Here is an 18,102-nt window from a genome sequence, read left to right as displayed (position 1 = left end):
GGGGCGCGGTCCGCTGCGGACCGCGCCCCTCTCCGCGTGCGGTGGTCAGCCGCGGGCGCAGGTGGAGCCGTTGAGCGTGAAGCTGCTCGGCGCGGAGTAGCTGCCGTTCAGCGTCGCCTGGTAGCCGAAGCTGGTGGACGCGCCGGGCGCCAGCGTGCCGTTGTAGCCGGCGTTGCGGGCGGTCACCGCGGAGCCGCTCTGGCTCACGGTGGCGTTCCACGCGTTGGTGACTGTCTGCCCGGAGGGCAGGTTGTAGTTCAGCGTCCAGCCGTTGATCGTGCCGGAGCCGGTGTTCTTGACCGTCACGTCGGCGGTGAAGCCGTTGTTCCACACGTTCGCCGCCTTGTAGGTGACGGTGCACGACGCGCCGCCCGACGGCGGGGGCGTGGTCGGCGCCGACGTGGTCGGCGGGGCCGACGTGGGCGGCGGGTTCGAGCCGGTGTTGACGCTCTGCGAGAACGAGTTCACCGCGAGCCCGACGCCGCCCTGCCACGGCTCGAAGCCGGCCTGGATGCTGGTCAGGTACCAGTCGTTGGTGATCGCACCCCGGTTACGGGTGTCGTTGATGAACGCCATCGCGTCGAAGCTGAAGCTGGGGATGGCCGACGGCGACAGGTACGAGATGACGTTGTTGGAGCCGTTGCTGCCGCGCCAGACCTCCCAGGTGCGGCCGGCGATGCTGGCGGTGCCGACCGGCGAGCCGATGGGCTGGATCGAGCCCTGCCGGTTGAGCCAGATCATGATCTCCATCTGGTTCACGCCGTCGCGCTTGGGCGACGGGTCGAGCCAGATGTCGTACGACGCGTTGAAGATCGCGCCGCTGACGTAGTTGTAGCTGATGCTGGACGGTGCGCTGCTGATGTTCTTCACCTGCACCGGCAGGTTCGTGCCGGGCGAGCAGTTGGTGTAGTGGCAGCCCACGAAGATCGACGGGTACGCGACCGGTGCCCCGTTGGTCGGCGCGGAGCCGTCCGCGCGGGTGATCGAGAAGCCGGTCGAGGTGACGTTGATGCACTGCTGGGCACTGGTGCCCCAGCGGTTGTTCTGCACCACGTACTTGCCGCCGATGGTGGTCGAGCCGTACTGCTCGCAGATCTGGGTGTCGGCGGAGGCGGTGCCGCCGAGCGCGACGGCGACGAGGGTGCCGGCGGCCAGCAGTCCGGCTGCCGCGAGGGCCCTGAGTGGACGCTTCATGATGCTCCTTGGCTCGGCGCGGGACGGCGCCGGTTCGGTCGGTGATACGGGCGGGAGCGCTCCCACGATGCAAGGAATACATTTACATGTCTGAAATCATTGCGCAATTGCGCCGGGCTCGTTAACGCTCCGCGTCCGGCCGGTGGCACGGCGGAGAGCCGCGACCGCCCCCTTCCCCCAGATGGAGGCGGGATTCCTGCCGGTGGGACGGGGTGTGCCGCCGACCGGCGGCCCGCGCCAGGGCGCATGGGCACTTCCGCCGCCTGGTTGCGGCGAGTAATGTCTTGCCTCCAACGCGTTCCGATCCCCCTCCGGAGGCGTACCCCGTGATGGGTGGTTCCCCCCTGCGCATCCTCGTCGTCGGCGCGGGCATCGCCGGCCTCGCCGTGGCCCGGGCGCTGCGCCTGGCGGGGTTCCGGCCCGACGTCACCGAGCGGCTGCCACCCACCGAGTCGATCGACTCCGGCCTCTACCTGCCCGGCAACGCCGCCCGGGCGATGCGCCGGCTCGACCTCGACGGGCCGCTGCGCCCGCTCGGTCAGGTGATCCACCGGCAGCGCTTCCTGGACGCCGCCGGAGCGCCGCTGTGCGAGGTCGACCTCGACGCGCTCTGGGCCGGCGTGGGGGAGTGCCGGGCGCTGCCCCGGGCCGAACTGCACCGGGTGCTGCTCACCGGCGCCGGCGGCGCGGTGCGCCACGGCGCCGAGGTGAGCACCGTCGACCTGCTGCCCGGCCGGGTCGCCGTCGGCTTCACCGACGGCACCAGCGGCGAGTACGACCTGGTCGTCGGCGCGGACGGGCCCCGCTCGGCGGTACGAACGCTCGCCGCGCTCGGCGGACCACCACGCCCCGCCGGGCAGGTGGTCTACCGCGCCCTGGTGCGCGGCGGCCCCCGGATCGCGGACTGGACCGCCCTGCTCGGCCAGCGGGCCGGGTTCCTGGTCGTGCCGCTCGGCGCCGGACGGCTCTACTGCTACGCCGACGAGGCCGGCACCGAACTGCCCGCCGACCCGCTCGCCCGCCTGCACGAGCTGTTCGGCTCGTACGGCGGCCCGGTGCCCGAGGTGCTGGCCGCGCTGGAGACCGTGTCAGTGGAACGCACCGAGGAGGTCGAGCTGGGACGCTGGTTCCACGGCCGGGTGCTGCTCGTCGGTGATGCCGCTCACGCCACCGCGCCGACGCTGTCCCAGGGCGCCGCGATGGCGCTGGAGGACGCCGTCGTGCTCGCCGAGTCGCTGCGGGCCGCCGGGAGCGTCGATGCCGCGCTGCTCGCGTACGAGAGTCGTCGCCGGCCGCGTACCCGCTGGGTGCGGGACCGGACCCGGGACCGCAACCGCACCCGCGACGTGCCGCCGGCGCTGCGCGACCCGTTGCTGCGCGGACGCGGCGGCCGGATCTTCCGGGAGCACTACCGGCTCCTGACCGGCCCGCTCTGAAAGGCGGGAGATCGTAGCCGCCCACCCCACGCGGCGAGGCCACCTACCGGGGACTATCCTCCCTACGGATGACGGCTGCGCCGATGACCAGCGCGCCGAGCGGGACAACCAGAACCGGAGGCCACTCGTGACCACCGTCGCACCCAAGCCGGTCGTGACCCGGCCCTGGCCGGTCCGGGAGCCGGTCAAGGGGTCGGCCATCGCGCGGCTGCTGCGCACCACGGACGCGAAGCAGATCGGGATCATGTACATGGTCACCGCGTTCGTGTTCTTCATGATCGGTGGCCTGATGGCCCTGATCATGCGCGCCGAACTCGCGCGACCGGGCCTGCAGTTCCTGTCGCCCGAGCAGTACAACCAGCTCTTCACGATGCACGGCACGATCATGCTGCTGTTCTTCGCGACGCCGATCGTGTTCGCCTTCGCGAACTACGTGGTGCCGCTGCAGATCGGCGCGCCGGACGTGTCGTTCCCCCGGCTCAACGCCTTCGCCTACTGGCTGTACCTGTTCGGTGGCACGCTCGCCACCGCGGGCTTCATCGCCCCGGGCGGCGCGGCCGACTTCGGCTGGACCGCGTACACGCCGCTGAGCACCGCCGACCACGCCCCGGGCGTGGGCGCGAACATGTGGGTCGTCGGCCTGGCCATCTCCGGTCTGGGCACGATCCTCGGCGCGGTCAACCTGATCACCACGATCCTGACCCTGCGCGCGCCCGGCATGACCATGTTCCGGATGCCGATCTTCACCTGGAACATGCTGGTCACCAGCCTGCTGGCGATCCTGGTCTTCCCGCTGCTGGCCGCCGCGCTGTTCGCGCTCGCCGCGGACCGCCTGATGGGCGCCCACGTGTACGACCCGGCGACCGGCGGGCCGATGCTGTGGCAGCACCTGTTCTGGTTCTTCGGTCACCCCGAGGTGTACATCATCGCGCTGCCGTTCTTCGGCATCATCAGCGAGATCATCCCGGTGTTCTCCCGGAAGCCGATCTTCGGCTACAAGGGCCTGGTGGCCGCCACCATCGCCATCGCCGCCCTGTCGATGAGCGTCTGGGCGCACCACATGTTCGCCACCGGCCAGGTGCTGCTGCCGTTCTTCAGCTTCCTGAGCTACCTGATCGCCGTGCCCACCGGTATGAAGTTCTTCAACTGGATCGGCACCATGTGGCGGGGCCAGATCACCTTCGAGACGCCGATGCTGTTCTCGATCGGCTTCCTGGTGACCTTCCTCTTCGGTGGTCTCACCGGTGTGCTGCTGGCCAGCCCGCCGCTCGACTTCCACCTGCACGACTCGTACTTCGTGGTGGCGCACTTCCACTACGTGCTCTTCGGCACCATCGTGTTCGCGGTGTTCGCCGGCATCTACTTCTGGTTCCCGAAGATGTTCGGCCGGATGCTCGACGAGCGGCTCGGCAAGATTCACTTCTGGCTGACCATGATCGGCTTCCACACCACGTTCCTGGTGCAGCACTGGCTGGGCAACGAGGGCATGCCGCGCCGGTACGCCGACTACCAGGCCGCCGACGGCTTCACCACGCTGAACACGATCTCCACGATCGGCGCGTTCATCACCGGTATCTCGACGCTGCCGTTCATCTGGAACTGCTGGAAGTCGTACAAGACCGGCCCGGTCGTCGAGGTCGACGACCCGTGGGGCCACGGCAACTCGCTCGAGTGGGCCACCAGCTCCCCGCCGCCGCTGCGCAACTTCGACCGGATGCCGCGCATCCGCTCCGAGCGGCCGGCGTTCGACGCGAAGTTCCCCGAGCTGGCCGCCGGGCAGAGCCTGGCCGGTCCGCCCGAGGGTGGCGCGAAGCCGCTGACCAGCGAGGTCAACGGTGGCGCCAGCTACCAGGAGGACACCGCAGGCAACCTCGACCAGCGCTGACGCAGTAGCTCAAGGCCGGGCGCCGCCCCCCCAAGGGGGGGGGGGCCCCCCCCGGGGGGCGGCCCCCCCCCCCCCCCCCCCCCCCCCCCCCCCCCCCCCCCCCCCCCCCCCCCCCCCCCCCCCCCCCCCCCCCCCCCCCCCCCGGTGGCNNNCGGCGGGTGCCCTGGGGGTCCTGGGGGGCCCCAACAGGCCGGCCGCCCCCCCCCCCCCCCCCCCCCGGGGGGGCCCCCCCCCCCCCCGGGGGGGCCCCCCCCCCCCCGGGGGGGGCGCCGCCCGCCCTTTTCCCTCCCGCCCCGCCCCCGCCCGCCCCGCCCCCGCCCGCCCCGTCCCCCGCCCGCCCCGTCCCCGCCCTCCTGCCCCTCCCGCCTGTCCCCGTTGATCATGAAGTTGGCGGCAGTTCGTGCCCGATTTGTCGCCGCCAACCTCATGATCGCCGAGGTGAGGGCGGGGTCGCGGCACCGGTTCGGGGGAGTGGGGGTGTCCGGGGTGCGTGGATGCAGCCACTTCCCCGTTCTGGTTTCGCCCGCCTCGGGCGCTCCGGTGATCAAGGGGTTTGGGTCGTCTTGGCCTGCCTGAGGGGACGCCAACTCCTTGGTCAACTTCGGGGAAGGGTGGGGTTTCGGTTGGGGCCGTCGCGCGAAGCCAGGTCGGGGGAGTGGGGGTGTCCGGGGTGCGTGGATGCAGCCACTTCCCCGTGCGGGCTTCGGCCCCGCCTCGGGGAGACACGGACTCCTTGATCACGCCGGGCGGGGGTCAGCGGGAGGCGAGGGCCAGGTCGGGGTCCACGGGCGGGGTGGGGAGTTGGGTGCGGCGGTGGCGCAGCTCGATCGGGAGCACCGCCAGCGCCACCAGCGCGCCGATCGCACCGGTGACCACGAAGCCCCACGCGGGCGCGGAGGCGTCGATCACCGCGCCGGCCAGCGGCGCGCCGAGCGCGATGCCGACCGTCACGGCGGAGCCGTGCAGGCCCATGGCCAGCCCTCGGACGGAGGGTGGGGCCAGCCGGCTGACCGCGTCGGAGGTGGACGCGATGGTGGGGGCGCAGAGCGCACCGGCCGGGATCAGCGCGAGGCAGAGCAGCCACCAGTGCGACCCGCCCAGCCCGACCGGGATGGTGGTGAGGCTCAGCGCGGCCATCAGCGCCAGCGGGGAGAAGGAGCGGCGTACTGCGCCGTAGGCGAAGCCACCTGCCAGCGAGGCGACCGCCCAGGCGGCCAGCACGGCGCCGGTCCAGCCGACCTCGCCACCGGACCGGAGCACGGCTACCACCGCGACGTCGGTGCCGCCGAGCACCAGCGTGGCGGCGAGGCTGACCGCCAGGACGGCGAGCAGGCGCGGGGTGAGCCACTCGCGGCGGTGCACCGGGCGCGGGGGCCCGGCCGGCTCGTCGGCGGCCCGGATCGGCGGGTCGAGCAGCCAGAAGCAGATGCCGGAGGCGACGATCCCGGCGCCGACCGCCCAGAGCGTCAGGCGCGGCGTGACGGCGGTGGCCAGTGCCACGGCGAGGGCCGGGCCGACCATGAACGACAACTCCACGGCCATCGAGTCCAGCGCGTACGCGGGGCGGCGCTTCTCCACCGGCACGAGCGCGGCGATCGACTGGCGGACCATCGAGAAGATCGGCAGGGCGAGCAGCCCGGCGAAGAACGCGGCCGGTAGGAGCACCGGGTACGGCAGCGTGGGCGCGGCGGACCAGAACAGCGCCTCGGCGACGGTGGTGAGCACAAGCACCGGGCGGAGCCCTCGGCGGTCGATGAGCCGCCCGAGCAGCGGGGAGCCGAGCGCCGCGCCGACCGTCGACGCGGCGCCGACCAGGCCGGCGGCGCCGTAGCCGCGGCCCAGGTCGAGCACCACGTAGAAGGTGAGCGTCACCCCGGTGGCGGTCAGCGGCACCCGGGCCAGCACCGACACCAGCAGCAACGATCGGAGACCGGGTAGGGCGAGCGCCTCCCGGTAAGGCTTCAGGTTCACGACGGTCCGTACCTCCGGCGCCATCCTGGGGCCGGGGTACGACACCCGCAAGCGATTACCCGGTCAAGCGGCAGTGATCACAGGCTCGCCCACCATCGTCACCCCGGCGCCGTCGAGCGCCCGCAGCGCCACGTCGAGCGTGTCCGGCGCGACAGCGGCGGTCAGGTCCAGCAGCACAGTGGTCCGGAAGCCCTCCCGGGCGGCGTCCAGGGCGGTCGCGCGCACGCAGTGGTCGGTGGCGATGCCGACCACGTCGACCCGGTCCACGCCGTGGCGGCGCAGCCAGTCGGCCAGGCACTCGCCGTCGGGGCCGTGCCCCTCGAAACCGGAGTACGCGGCCGCGTGCTCGCCCTTGTGGAAGATCACCTCCACCCGGTCGGTCACCAGCTCGGGGTGGAACTCGGAACCGGAGGTGCCGACCACGCAGTGCCGGGGCCAGGAGTCGACGTAGTCCGGCGGGTCGCCGAAGTGCGCGCCCGGGTCGACGTGGTAGTCCTTGGTCGCGACCACGTGGTCCCACCGGTCCGGCTCGGCGGCCAGCAGCCGGGAGATGCCGGCGGCCACGCCGGCTCCGCCACCGACCGCGAGGGAGCCGCCCTCGCAGAAGTCGTTCTGCACGTCCACGATGATCAGGGCGTTCGCCATCTGACGGGTTCCTCCTCAGCTCGCGGGTACGACGGTCACCGGTACGGCGGGATCCCCGGCGGAGAGCTTGAGCCCCTCCCACGGGATCGAGATCAGGCACTGGCGCAGGTGGTCCCGGGACTCCTCCAGCGTGGGCAGGGTCTCCGGTTCGCCCGACACCACGTACGAGTGCTGGAGCAGCCGGTCGTTGGGCTGCCGGTCCGGTACGCCCTGCGGCACGATGACCTCCTCGGTGGCGGTGCCGGTCGGCTTGTGCCGGCGGACCGCGACCTTCCGGCCGCCGATGGTGGCCTTGTGCTCGGAGCGCTTGACCACCGGCCGCCCCTCCACCTCGACCAGCTTGTAGACCAGGCCGGCGGTGGGCGCACCGGAGCCGGTCACCACTGCGGTGCCGGCACCGTACATGTCCACCGGTTCGGCGGCGAGCGCGGCGATGGCGTACTCGTCGAGGTCGCCGGAGACGATGATCTTCGTCTCGGTGGCACCGAGCGAGTCGAGCAGCTCGCGGGACTGCTGGGCGATCACCGCGAGGTCGCCGGAGTCGATCCGGACCGCGCGCAGCTCGGGCCCGGCCACCGCGATGGCGTTGCGGATGCCCTGGGCGATGTCGTACGTGTCGACGAGCAGCGTGGTGTCCTTGCCCAGCGTGGCGACCTGGGAGGCGAACGCGGCCCGCTCGTCGTCGTGCAGCAGCGTGAAGGCGTGCGCGGCGGTGCCCGCGGTGGGGATGCCGTAGCGCTGCCCGGCGGCCAGGTTGGAGGTGAACCGGAACCCGGCCAGGTACGCGGCCCGCGCCGCGGCGACGGCGGCCTCCTCGTGCGCCCGCCGGGAGCCCATCTCGATCAGCGCCCGGCCCCGGGCCGCGGTGACCATCCGGGCCGCGGCGGCGGCGATGGCGCAGTCGTGGTTGAGCACTGACAGCACCAGCGTCTCCAGCACCACGCACTCGGCGAACGTGCCGGACACGGTGAGGATCGGAGAGCCGGGGAAGAACAGCTCGCCCTCGGCGTAGCCGTCGATGTCGCCGGTGAACCGGTAGTCGGCCAGCCACTGCGCGGCCCGGTCGTCCACCACTCCGGTACGGCGCAGGAAGTCGATCTCCGCCGGGTCGAACCGGAAGTCGCGGATCATCTCGATCAGCCGGCCGGTCCCGGCGACCACGCCGTACCGGCGCCCGGCCGGCAGCCGCCGGCTGAACACCTCGAAGACGCAGCGTCGGTCGGCCGTGCCGTCACGCAGGGCCGCGCTGACCATGGTCAGCTCGTAGTGGTCGGTCAGCAGCGCGGGGCGAAGGGTGCTCACCGCCCCAGCCTAGAGTTCAGCCCGGGTCCGCGCCGTCGTGCCCCGGCATCGACCGCAGTGCGGCCCGCAACTCGCCGCGCCCGGCGACGCCGAGCTTGCTGTAGACGCGCTGGAGGTGGTTCTCCACGGTGCGGGTGGACAGGAACAGCCGCTCGGCGATGGCGCGGCTGGTCACGCCGTCGGCCGCGAGCCGGGCGATCTCCCACTCCCGCTCGCTGAGCGTCGGGCGCAGCAGCCGCAGCGCCGGGGTGGAGATCTCGTCGCAGCGGCGCAGCAGGTCGGCGAGGCGTTCCCGGATCGGCCCGGTGGCGCCGGCCCGGACGTGTCGCGTCCGGTGCAGGGCCAGGGCGGTCGCCTCGGCCGCGTACACGATCAGCTCCCGGTCGGCGAAGCCGTCGGCGACGGCCAGCAGCGCGTCCGGTGAGCCGTCGACGGCGGCCCGGCCGAACCGGGCGACCAGCGGCGGCAGCACGCCGTCGACCTGCTCGGAGAGTTCGGCCAGGCGTTGCGCCACGGTGCGCCGGCCACCGTCGGTGCAGGTCGGGCCGACCGGCGCGGCGGCCTGGTCCAGCCGGACCAGGTCGAGCAGGACGAGCAGCTCGTGCCCGGCCAGGCCGTCCTCGCGCAGCCGGTCGGCGAGCGCACACAGGTGCTTGGTGGCCGCCGGCAGGTCACCGGTGGCGGCCTGGACCGCGCCCCGGGCCTGCTCCAGCCACGGGTAGAGCACGGCCATGCCGGGCGCGTGCGTCCGGTCCGCCTCGGCCATCGCGTCGGCCGCGTGCGTCACGTCCCCGCGCAGCGCGGCGGCCTGGGCGCGCTCGGCGTGCGCGAGGCCCGCGTACACCCGGCTGGTGGCGAGCACCGCGCACGCCTCCAGGCTGGTCCGCAGCGCCTCGTCGCCGCGCCCGCGCAGCCGCGCCGCGTACGCCTGGAGGATGGCCAGGTAGCCGGTGCCGAGCCGGAAGTCGCCGGCTCCGGCCAGGTCGGCGAACTCGTCGGCGACGATCGCGTCGATGCCGGGCAGGTCGCCGGAGAGCGTCAGCCGGGTGCCCCGGGCCAGTTCCATGGCGAGCTGGAGGTAGGGCATGTCGCCCCGCCAGCACGCCGCCTCGGCCTGCACGCGGGCGATCGCTGTGGCGCTGAGCTGGTATTGCCCCTGCGCCGCCTGGAGGTGGGCGAGCGTGCAGCGGGCCAGCTCCCGGGCGGCCATCGGGGCGGCGGGCCGGTCCAGCACCTCCTGGGCCAGCCGTACCGCGACGTCGACGTCGAGCCGGTGCAGCCGCATGGTGGCCTCGAACGCGCGTACGCGGGCCCGGTCGGCGGGGTCGCTCAGCTCCTCGCCGCGCGCGGCGATCTCCTCCACGGTGGACTCACGGTTGAGCCCCCAGTAGCTGACCATGCCCCGGACGGTCAGCCACCGGCTGCGCCGCCGGTCGTCGTGGATCTCACCGGCGACCTGGTCGAGCACGCCGATCGCCTCGTCCGGCCGGTCGCCGAACATGAGGATGGTGGCGAGCAGCTCCGCCGCGTCAGTGCCGCCGCCGGCTTCCAGCGCGGCCCGGGCCAGCCGGGTGGCCAGCGGCACGTCGTACCGGCCGAACGCCTGCACCGCCGCTTCGAGCAGCAGGGCCACGTCCTGCGCCGTACCCGAGTCGAGTCGCCACACCGCGACGCGCAGCAGGTCCTCCCGGCGGCGCTTGCCGACCTGTTCCAGCAGTCCGGCGAGGGTGGCCTGGAGCCGGCGGGTGCGGCTGACCGGGCAGTGCCGGCGCATCACCTCACCGTAGAGCGGGTGCGCCAGGCGGACGTTGAGCCGCCGGTCGTCGTGGACCAGCGCGATGAGCCCGCGTTCCTCGGCCGTCTCCACGTCCGCCGGGTCGGCCGCGCGTTCCAGCAGTTGCAGGCCCAGCGGCTCGCCGAAGGCGACCAGTTCGACGACCGCCCGGACGCCGGGGGTGAGCTGGCCGATCCGGGTGTCGATCAGTTCGGTGAGGCTGGGTGCCAGCTCCAGCCGCCCGGTCCAGGTCCAGATGCCGTACCTGCGGTTCAGCTCGTCGTCGGCGGCCAGCACCAGCTCCCGCAGCAGCAGCGGGTTGCCGGCGGAGAGCTGGAACAGCCGGTCGGAGGAGCCGGCGTCGACCGGGCCGCCCAGGATGGCGGCGAGCAGCCCGGTGGTCTCGCTGCGGCACAGCGGGCGCAGTTCGACCAGGTCGGCCAGGTCGTCGGTCCAGAGTGCGCGGATCGGCAGCGGGACCTGCTCGCCGTTGCGCAGCGTCCCGATGACGTACGCGTTCTCCGAGCGGGCGACCAGGTGCACGAGCGCCGCCGAGGGCGGGTCGAGCAGATGCGCGTCGTCGATGGCGAGCACGATGGGCCGCCCGGCGGCCTGTTCCTGGAGCACGTCCACGGCCCAGCGCAGGATCCCGGCGGGGGACAGGCCCTGCGGCTGTGAGGCGGGCAGCACCTGGACCAGCCCGCCGAACGGCAACGCGGCTGTGGTGGCGCTGGCCGCGATGGACCAGATCGCGTACCGCTCGGGGGAGAGCGCGGCCACCCCCTCGCGCAGCAGCCGGCTCTTGCCGACCCCGGCGTCGCCGCTGAAGAGCAACCCGCGCCCCTCCGGGCCACCGACCGCCGACAACAGACGGTTGAGTTCATCAGTACGGCCGACGAACTCCCACCTACTCATCGATGCAGCATATCGACCGTGTTCCGTCCGCGTACGCACCGTCACGCAGTGAAGTTGAGTAATCTGTTCATTACCCGTGAGTACCGGATGTGTTGGTTGTCGGATGGCCGACACCCGTACTCTTCCGGCAGTCCCTGCAACCAGGGAGAATCCGCGACCGGTACCCCGGTCGCCCGACCGGGAGGCCCGCCTGATGACGCCAGGTCCGCTCCCTTCGGTCGACGTGCCCGACCCACGCCGGCAGGCCGAGCCCCCCGGATGTGCCCCGCTGCCGACCCGGCTCGGGGTGACCGCGCCCGGCCCGGACGAGCCGATGGCGGTGGTCGTCGCCGGTCCGGCCGGCGCGAACCGGCGCGAGCTGATCGCCGGCCTGCTCGGGGTCGAGGCCGCGACGCTCGCCGTACCGCCGGGAAGCAACCTGCTGGTCCAGCACGCCGCCACCGCCACCCGCGCCGCGTACGTCCCGGGCTACCGCCAGCCGCACGCCTACGGCGCCGACCCGCTCGCCGCCGGCCCGGCACTGGCCCGGCCGCCGCGCCGGGTCGAACTGAGCCTGCCCGATCCGCTGCTGCGGCACTTCGCGGTGGTCGACACGCCTGATACCGGCACGCTCGGCGTCGCAGGCGGCCGGGTGCTGCGCGACGCCGTCGGCCGGGCCGGCGCGCTGCTCTTCGTGATCTCCGCTGACCAGGCGTTCAGCGCGGCCGAGCTGCACCTGCTCGCCGAGGTGGCGCGTACCCCGGTCGAGGTGTTCTTCGCCGTCACGCCCGGCGTGACCGGCCCGGCGACGCCGGGCGACGGCGCACAGGCCCAGGACCGGGCGGCACCCGGCCGGACCGGGCCCACCCGGCGGCTCGACCCGGTGTCGGTCTCGATCGAGGCGCACCGCGCGGCGCTGCTGGCCGCGGTGCCGGCGCTCACCCCGGCCCGGTGGTTCCCGGCCCGCCGCGCCGAGCTGCCGCAGCTGCGCCGGGCGCTGGTCGGCTGGGCGGCCGACGAGGTGCTGCGTCGCGGCAGCGCCCGCCCGCCGGTGCCGGCCGGCGCGCACGGCCGGGTGCCGGTGCTCGCCGGTGTCGAGCCGGGTGAGCTGGCCGACCGGATCGACCGCCAGGCCCGCGCCTGCGCCCGCCGGATCCGCCAGCACCTCGCCCTGGAACTGGCCAACATCCACCTGCGGGTGGTGCAGGAGATCGTCTTCGGGGTCGGCTGCGCCGGCCTGCCGCAGATGCTCGACCGGGAGCTGGAGGCGCTGTCGCTGCTCGCCACCGCCCAGTGCGACGAGGCCGTGCGCGGCCTGGTCGACGAGGCCGCCGCCCGGGTGTTCGGCGCGCCGCTGGCCGAGGGCGTACGCCGGCGGATCAGCCACGCGGTGCGCTGGGGCCTGGCCGACCACCCGGACGGCCCCGAGCTGGACCGGGTGCTCCTGGTGACCAGCACGGCCGGGGTCGCCGGGCTGACCGGTGCGGGCGCCTTGGACGCGCTGGCCGGGCTGCCCGGCGCGCAGCGTGACGAGGTGCTCCCGCCAGTCGGTGTCGCCCTCAACGGCGGCTGCTGGCAGCACTGGCGGGCGCCCGGCAACAACGACCCGAACGCCGCCCGTTCCTGGGCCCAGCGCGCGCTGCGCGAGGTCGAACTCGAACTGTCCCGCGAGGTGTCCCGCCGCTTCGAGGTGATCCGTCTCTCGCTGGGCGCGGTGCTCGCCGATGCGGTCGACCACGGCATCCTGCTTGCCTGACCACGCCGCCGGCACACGGCGACCCGGGCTCGCGTACGCGGCCCGGGCGGGTGACGACGACCCGCGCGCCGTTCCGGTTCATCGGTTCCCCGGATCCGGTGGCACGATGGGGGGCATGGCGGCTCCACAGGTTGCGCCGGTCGAGACGCCGGACACCGAAGAGGTGCCGGTCTCCGACCGGCCATGGGTGACCATCGTCTGGGACGATCCGGTCAACCTGATGACGTATGTGACCTGGGTGTTCCAGAAGCTCTTCGGGTACAGCCGGGAGAAGGCGGAGCGGCTCATGCTGGACGTGCACCACAAGGGCAAGGCCGTGGTCTCCAGCGGCGCGCGGGAGCGGATGGAGCACGACGCGGCGCAACTGCACGCGTACGGGCTCTGGGCGACGGTGGACCGGTCATGAGCATGTTCCGCCGCCGGGGCGACCACTACGTGGCCACGTTCGCGGTCGACGAGGTCCGGGTGCTGCGCAAGGTCGCCAACGAGGTGGTCGGCCTGCTGACCGACGGCTTCGACCACGGTGACCCGGTGGTCGGGCGGCTCTTCCCCGACGTCTACCCGGACGACGACGCCGGCACCGCCGAGTTCCGCCGCTACACCGAGGGCGACCTGAAGACCGGCAAGATCGACCAGGCGGGCGCCGTCCTCGCCGCGCTGCCCGACGGTGACGCCGGTGGCGAGGTACGGCTGGACGCGGAGGCGGCCGAGGCGTGGCTGCGGGCGCTGAACGACGCCCGGCTGGCGATGGGCGTACGCCTGGAGATCAAGGACGGCACCGACCTGGGCGAGGAACTCGACGACGCGGTGGCCGCGGACCCGGGTTCGTCCCGGGTGTTCCAACTGTCGGTCTACGCCTATCTCGGATATCTCCAGGAGTCCCTGCTCAACGCGCTGATCGACTGAGTGGTGACGGTCGCCACCTCGCCGCCCGGGCCGGCCAGGCGCTAGGCTTGGCGGCGTGCTGAGCATCGACCGGTCGATCATCGACGCGATCGTCGCCCACGCGCGTCGGGACCACCCGGACGAGGCGTGCGGCGTGGTCGCCGGTCCCGTCGGCAGCGACACCCCGGCCCGGCACATCCCGATGGACAACGCCGCCCGCTCCATGACGTTCTACGAGTTCGACTCGATGGAGCAGTTGCGGGTGTGGCGCGAGATGGACGACCGCGACGAGGAACCGGTCGTCATCTACCACTCGCACACCGCGACGGAGGCCTACCCGTCGCGTACGGACGTCTCCTTCGCCGGCGAGCCGGGCGCGCACTACCTGCTCGTCTCGACCCGCGAGCCCGACACCGAGGAGATCCGCTCCTTCCGGATCGTCGACGGCGTGGTCACCGAGGAACCGGTGGAGATCGTGGATGCCGCCGTGGACCCGAACGCCGTCCAGTCCTACATGTTCGGGCAGAGCCCGGCGACGGTCGACTACGAGTGTTCCGACCGCTGACCTTCAGCGCCGGCACCTTCCTTTTCCCGTCACCTGGCACGATCCCGAACGAGGAGCACGAGACACCATGGCCATCGAGGTTCGCATCCCCACCATCCTGCGCAGCTACACCGGCGGCGCGAAGGTCGTCGAGGGCAGCGGCGACACGCTCGCCGACCTGATCGCCGACCTGGACTCCCGGCACGGCGGCCTGAAGGCCCGCCTGGTCACCGAGGCGGGCGTGCTGCACCGGTTCGTCAACGTCTACGTCAACGACGAGGACGTCCGCTTCCTCGGCGCGCTCGACGCCAAGCTCAACGACGGCGACAGCGTGACCATCCTGCCGGCCGTCGCCGGCGGCGCGTTCGGCTTCGCGGCCGCCGCGGCGATCGCCTCGCACGCGGTCTCCACGCGCGCCGCCCGCTGAGGGGTCCGCGATGGCGCGGTACGACAGCCTGCTCGACGCCTGCGGCGGCACCCCGCTGGTCGGGTTGCCCCGGCTCTCGCCGACGGTTCCGGCCGGGGCGCCGCCGGTGCGGCTCTGGGCCAAGCTGGAGGACCGGAACCCGACCGGCAGCATCAAGGACCGCGCGGCCCTGTTCATGGTGCGCGCGGCCGAGGAGTCCGGCCGGCTGCGTCCCGGTGACACGATCCTGGAGCCGACGAGCGGCAACACCGGCATCTCGCTGGCCATGGTGGCGAAGCTGCGCGGCTACCGGCTGGTCTGCGTGATGCCGGAGAACGTCTCCACCGAGCGGGTGCAACTGCTCCGCATGTACGGCGCGGAGATCATCTTCTCGCCGGCCGCCGGCGGCTCGAACCAGGCGGTCGCGACCGCGAAGCAGATCTCCGCCGAGCACCCGGACTGGGTGATGCTCTACCAGTACGGCAACGAGGCGAACGCCCGGGCGCACTACGAGACGACGGGGCCGGAGCTGCTCCAGGATCTGCCGGGCATCACCCACTTCGTGGCCGGGCTGGGCACCACGGGAACGCTCATGGGTACCGGGCGCTACCTGCGGGAGAAGGTCGAGGGCATCCAGATCGTGGCGGCCGAGCCGCGCTACGGCGAGCTGGTCTACGGTCTGCGCAACATCGACGAGGGCTACGTGCCCGAGCTGTACGACGCCGGGGTGCTGTCCCGCCGCTTCTCCGTGGGCACCCGGGACGCGGTGCTGCGTACCCGGCAGCTCGTCGAGGTGGAGGGCATCTTCGCCGGGTTCTCCACCGGCGCCATCCTGCACGCCGCGCTCGCGGTGGCGCACGAGGCGGTCCGCGACGGCCGCCGCGCGGACGTGGCGTTCGTGGTCTGCGACGGCGGCTGGAAATACCTGTCGACCGGCGCGTACGGCGGCACCCTCGCCGACGCGGAGGAGGCCCTGGAGGGTCAGCTCTGGGCCTGACGGACCGATGGCCGGTCCGGTCGGTGGCGTGCCCGCCGGCCGGACCGCCGGTCTCGTCCGGAGCGGACGTGTATGGGTGTCACGTTGATGACAACTTCCGGCAGATGATTCTTGCTCGACCGGGGCGACGCGTAGGCTGCGCAGCGTGGCGAGCGCGTCGGTAGAGATCATCGGCGGAGCCGCCGCCGGCGCATCGACTACTCATGGTGAGATCGAGGCCACCGGATGAGACTGACCGTCCTCGGCTGCGCGGGCAGCTTCCCGGGGCCCGAATCGCCCTGTTCGGCCTATCTCATGGAAGCCGAGGGCTTCCGGCTTCTGATCGACTTCGGCGTGGGATCGCTCTCCACGCTCCAGCGCTACGTCGGGCTGCACGCCCCCGACGCCATCCTCCTCACCCACCTGCACTGCGACCACATGTTCGACGCCGTGTCCTACGTGGTGGTACGCCGGTACGCGCCGGACGGCCCGTACCCGCCCCTGCCGATGTACGCACCCTCCGGCGCGCCCGACCGGCTGGCCACCGCGTACGGGCAGGAGGAGGGCTCGGTGGAGGACGTCTACCAGTTCTACGGTCTCCAGCCGGGCACGTTTCCGATCGGCCCGTTCACCGTCACGGTCGACCGGATGAACCACCCGGTGGAGACGTACGGGGTGCGGCTGGAGCACGGCGGCCGGGTGTTCTGCTACTCCGCCGACACGGCGCCCTGCGAGGCGCTGCTGCGCCTGGCCCAGGACGCCGACGTGTTCCTCTGCGAGGCGAGCTACATGGACGGCGTGGAGAACCCGCCGGATCTGCACCTGACCGGCCGGGAAGCCGGCGAGGCGGCCACCAAGGCGGGGGTGGGACGGCTCCTGCTCACCCATCTCGTACCCGCCTGGGGCAGCGAGTCGCAGACGGTGGAGGCGGCGGCCGGGGCGTACGCCGGGCCGCTGGACGTGGTCCGGCCCGGCGCCTGCTACGAGGTCTGAGCCCGGCGGCGGCCCTGTCGTGTCGGCGGGCACCCGCGGGCGGTGCGATCACCGCACCGCATAGGGTGCAGGCATGGCGCGACCTGACGGGCGGCAACCCGACCAACTCCGACCGGTGACCCTGACCCGGGGCTGGAGCACCCACCCGGAGGGCTCGGTGCTCGTCGAGTTCGGCGCGACCCGGGTCCTCTGCACGGCGAGCGTCACCGAAGGCGTGCCCCGCTGGCGCAAGGGCTCCGGGCTGGGCTGGGTGACCGCCGAGTACGCGATGCTGCCCCGTGCCACGAACACCCGCTCGGACCGGGAGAGCGTCCGCGGCAAGGTCGGCGGCCGGACCCACGAGATCTCCCGGCTGATCGGCCGCAGCCTGCGCGCCTGCGTCGATCTCAAGGCGCTCGGCGAGAACTCGATCGTGCTGGACTGCGACGTGCTCCAGGCCGACGGCGGTACCCGTACCGCCGCGATCACCGGTGCCTACGTCGCGCTGCACGACGCGGTGACCTGGCTGGCCGAGCGCAAGGCGCTGGCCGGCAAGGTGGAGAAGGTGATGCACCGCTCGGTGGCCGCGGTGAGCGTCGGCGTGATCGGCGGCGAGCCGATGCTCGACCTCTGCTACGCCGAGGACGTCACCGCCGAGGTCGACATGAACGTGGTCTGCACCGGCACCGGCGACTTCGTCGAGGTGCAGGGCACCGGTGAGGCGGGCGTCTTCGCCCGCGACCAGCTCGACGCGCTGCTCGACCTGGGCGTGGCGGGCTGCCTGGAACTGGCCGACGCGCAGCGGAAGGCGCTCTCGTCATGAACAAGGTCCTGCTCGCCACCCGGAACCGGAAGAAGCTGGTCGAACTCCAGCGGATCCTGGACGGCGCGCTCGGCGCGCACCGGATCGCCCTGCTCGGCCTCGACGACGTCGAGGAGTACCCGGAGCTGCCCGAGACCGGCCTCACGTTCGGCGAGAACGCGCTGATCAAGGCGCGGGAGGGCTGCCGGCGTACCGGCCTGCCGACCATCGCCGACGACTCCGGGCTGGCGGTGGACGCCCTCAACGGCATGCCGGGTGTGTTCAGCGCCCGCTGGTCCGGGGGGCACGGCGACGACCGGGCCAACCTCCAGCTCGTGCTGGACCAGGTCGCCGACGTGCCGGACGAGCACCGGGGCGCCGCGTTCGTCTGCACCGTCGCGCTGGTGCTGCCCGGCGGCAAGGAGCACCTGGTCGACGGCCGCCAGTCCGGCCGGCTGCTGCGCGCGCCGCGCGGCGACGGCGGCTTCGGCTACGACCCGATCTTCCTGGGCGACGGGCAGGAGCGCACCAACGCGGAGCTGACGCCCGAGGAGAAGGACGCGGTCAGCCACCGTGGCAAGGCGCTGCGGGAACTGGCCAAGCTGGTCGCGAAGGTGCTTCCACCCGCCGCCTGACCCGCCCCCACCGGGCACCCGGCCG

General features: G+C 73.1%; 16 protein-coding genes. 11 read left to right on the top strand and 5 right to left on the bottom strand.

Annotated elements, in window-relative coordinates; translation table 11 throughout:
* Positions 1 to 45: 45 nt before the first annotated feature.
* Complete coding sequence (locus tag FB455_RS24540) at positions 46 to 1,194, bottom strand: glycoside hydrolase family 12 protein (RefSeq protein WP_013284347.1); 1,149 nt, start codon at positions 1,192 to 1,194, stop codon at positions 46 to 48.
* Positions 1,195 to 1,523: 329 nt separating this feature from the next.
* Between FB455_RS24540 and FB455_RS24535 the strand changes: the two genes are divergently transcribed.
* On the top strand, positions 1,524 to 2,630 hold the full coding sequence (locus FB455_RS24535) for an FAD-dependent monooxygenase (protein WP_041798828.1): 1,107 nt from the start codon (positions 1,524 to 1,526) through the stop codon (positions 2,628 to 2,630).
* Positions 2,631 to 2,757: 127 nt separating this feature from the next.
* A complete protein-coding gene (gene ctaD / locus FB455_RS24530; protein ID WP_013284349.1) occupies positions 2,758 to 4,515 on the top strand; it encodes an aa3-type cytochrome oxidase subunit I in 1,758 nt (585 codons plus the stop codon).
* A gap of 753 nt (positions 4,516 to 5,268) precedes the next feature.
* Here ctaD and FB455_RS24520 read toward each other — a convergent pair.
* From FB455_RS24520 to FB455_RS24505, 4 genes are read right to left on the bottom strand one after another with little or no spacing between them, the layout of a single operon-like run.
* On the bottom strand, positions 5,269 to 6,510 hold the full coding sequence (locus FB455_RS24520) for an MFS transporter (RefSeq protein ID WP_071096542.1): 1,242 nt from the start codon (positions 6,508 to 6,510) through the stop codon (positions 5,269 to 5,271).
* A 39-nt stretch (positions 6,511 to 6,549) separates the two neighbouring features.
* Complete coding sequence (locus tag FB455_RS24515; RefSeq protein WP_013474230.1) at positions 6,550 to 7,131, bottom strand: isochorismatase family protein; 582 nt, start codon at positions 7,129 to 7,131, stop codon at positions 6,550 to 6,552.
* Positions 7,132 to 7,146: 15 nt separating this feature from the next.
* Entirely contained in the window at positions 7,147 to 8,433 is a 1,287-nt protein-coding gene (locus tag FB455_RS24510; protein ID WP_013284352.1) for a nicotinate phosphoribosyltransferase, read from the bottom strand.
* A gap of 16 nt (positions 8,434 to 8,449) precedes the next feature.
* A complete protein-coding gene (locus tag FB455_RS24505) occupies positions 8,450 to 11,122 on the bottom strand; it encodes a LuxR C-terminal-related transcriptional regulator (RefSeq protein ID WP_091329863.1) in 2,673 nt (890 codons plus the stop codon).
* A gap of 223 nt (positions 11,123 to 11,345) precedes the next feature.
* Here FB455_RS24505 and FB455_RS24500 point away from each other — a divergent pair, with 223 nt between their 5' ends.
* From FB455_RS24500 to rdgB, 9 genes are all read left to right on the top strand, one after another.
* The gene (locus FB455_RS24500; RefSeq protein WP_486481570.1) at positions 11,346 to 12,857 is read left to right on the top strand and encodes a P-loop NTPase family protein; all 1,512 of its coding nucleotides are present in this window, start codon (positions 11,346 to 11,348) and stop codon (positions 12,855 to 12,857) included.
* A gap of 115 nt (positions 12,858 to 12,972) precedes the next feature.
* Positions 12,973 to 13,263: an ATP-dependent Clp protease adapter ClpS gene (clpS, locus tag FB455_RS24495; RefSeq protein ID WP_018786685.1), complete on the top strand. Its 291-nt coding sequence runs from the start codon at positions 12,973 to 12,975 to the stop codon at positions 13,261 to 13,263.
* Positions 13,260 to 13,763: a DUF2017 domain-containing protein gene (locus tag FB455_RS24490; protein ID WP_013284356.1), complete on the top strand. Its 504-nt coding sequence runs from the start codon at positions 13,260 to 13,262 to the stop codon at positions 13,761 to 13,763. The genes clpS and FB455_RS24490 overlap by 4 nt, the downstream gene beginning before the upstream one ends.
* A 55-nt stretch (positions 13,764 to 13,818) precedes the next feature.
* Positions 13,819 to 14,307: a M67 family metallopeptidase gene (locus FB455_RS24485; RefSeq protein WP_030270277.1), complete on the top strand. Its 489-nt coding sequence runs from the start codon at positions 13,819 to 13,821 to the stop codon at positions 14,305 to 14,307.
* Between the two features lie 67 nt (positions 14,308 to 14,374).
* Positions 14,375 to 14,713, top strand: coding sequence for a MoaD family protein (locus tag FB455_RS24480; protein WP_013284358.1), 339 nt, complete (start codon positions 14,375 to 14,377; stop codon positions 14,711 to 14,713).
* Between the two features lie 10 nt (positions 14,714 to 14,723).
* Positions 14,724 to 15,689, top strand: coding sequence for a PLP-dependent cysteine synthase family protein (locus tag FB455_RS24475; RefSeq protein WP_013284359.1), 966 nt, complete (start codon positions 14,724 to 14,726; stop codon positions 15,687 to 15,689).
* A gap of 225 nt (positions 15,690 to 15,914) precedes the next feature.
* Positions 15,915 to 16,661 (top strand): MBL fold metallo-hydrolase, encoded by a 747-nt coding sequence (locus FB455_RS24470; protein ID WP_013284360.1) that lies wholly within the window; start codon positions 15,915 to 15,917, stop codon positions 16,659 to 16,661.
* A gap of 73 nt (positions 16,662 to 16,734) precedes the next feature.
* A complete protein-coding gene (gene rph, locus FB455_RS24465; RefSeq protein WP_013284361.1) occupies positions 16,735 to 17,463 on the top strand; it encodes a ribonuclease PH in 729 nt (242 codons plus the stop codon).
* Entirely contained in the window at positions 17,460 to 18,077 is a 618-nt protein-coding gene (gene rdgB / locus FB455_RS24460; RefSeq protein WP_013284362.1) for an RdgB/HAM1 family non-canonical purine NTP pyrophosphatase, read from the top strand. Before rph ends, rdgB begins: the two co-directional genes overlap by 4 nt.
* Positions 18,078 to 18,102: the final 25 nt, after the last annotated feature.

This window comes from Micromonospora sp. CNZ296 (assembly GCF_007827635.1).
Note: the sequence above shows the minus strand (reverse complement) of the source record. Positions and strands in the feature narration are given on the sequence as shown.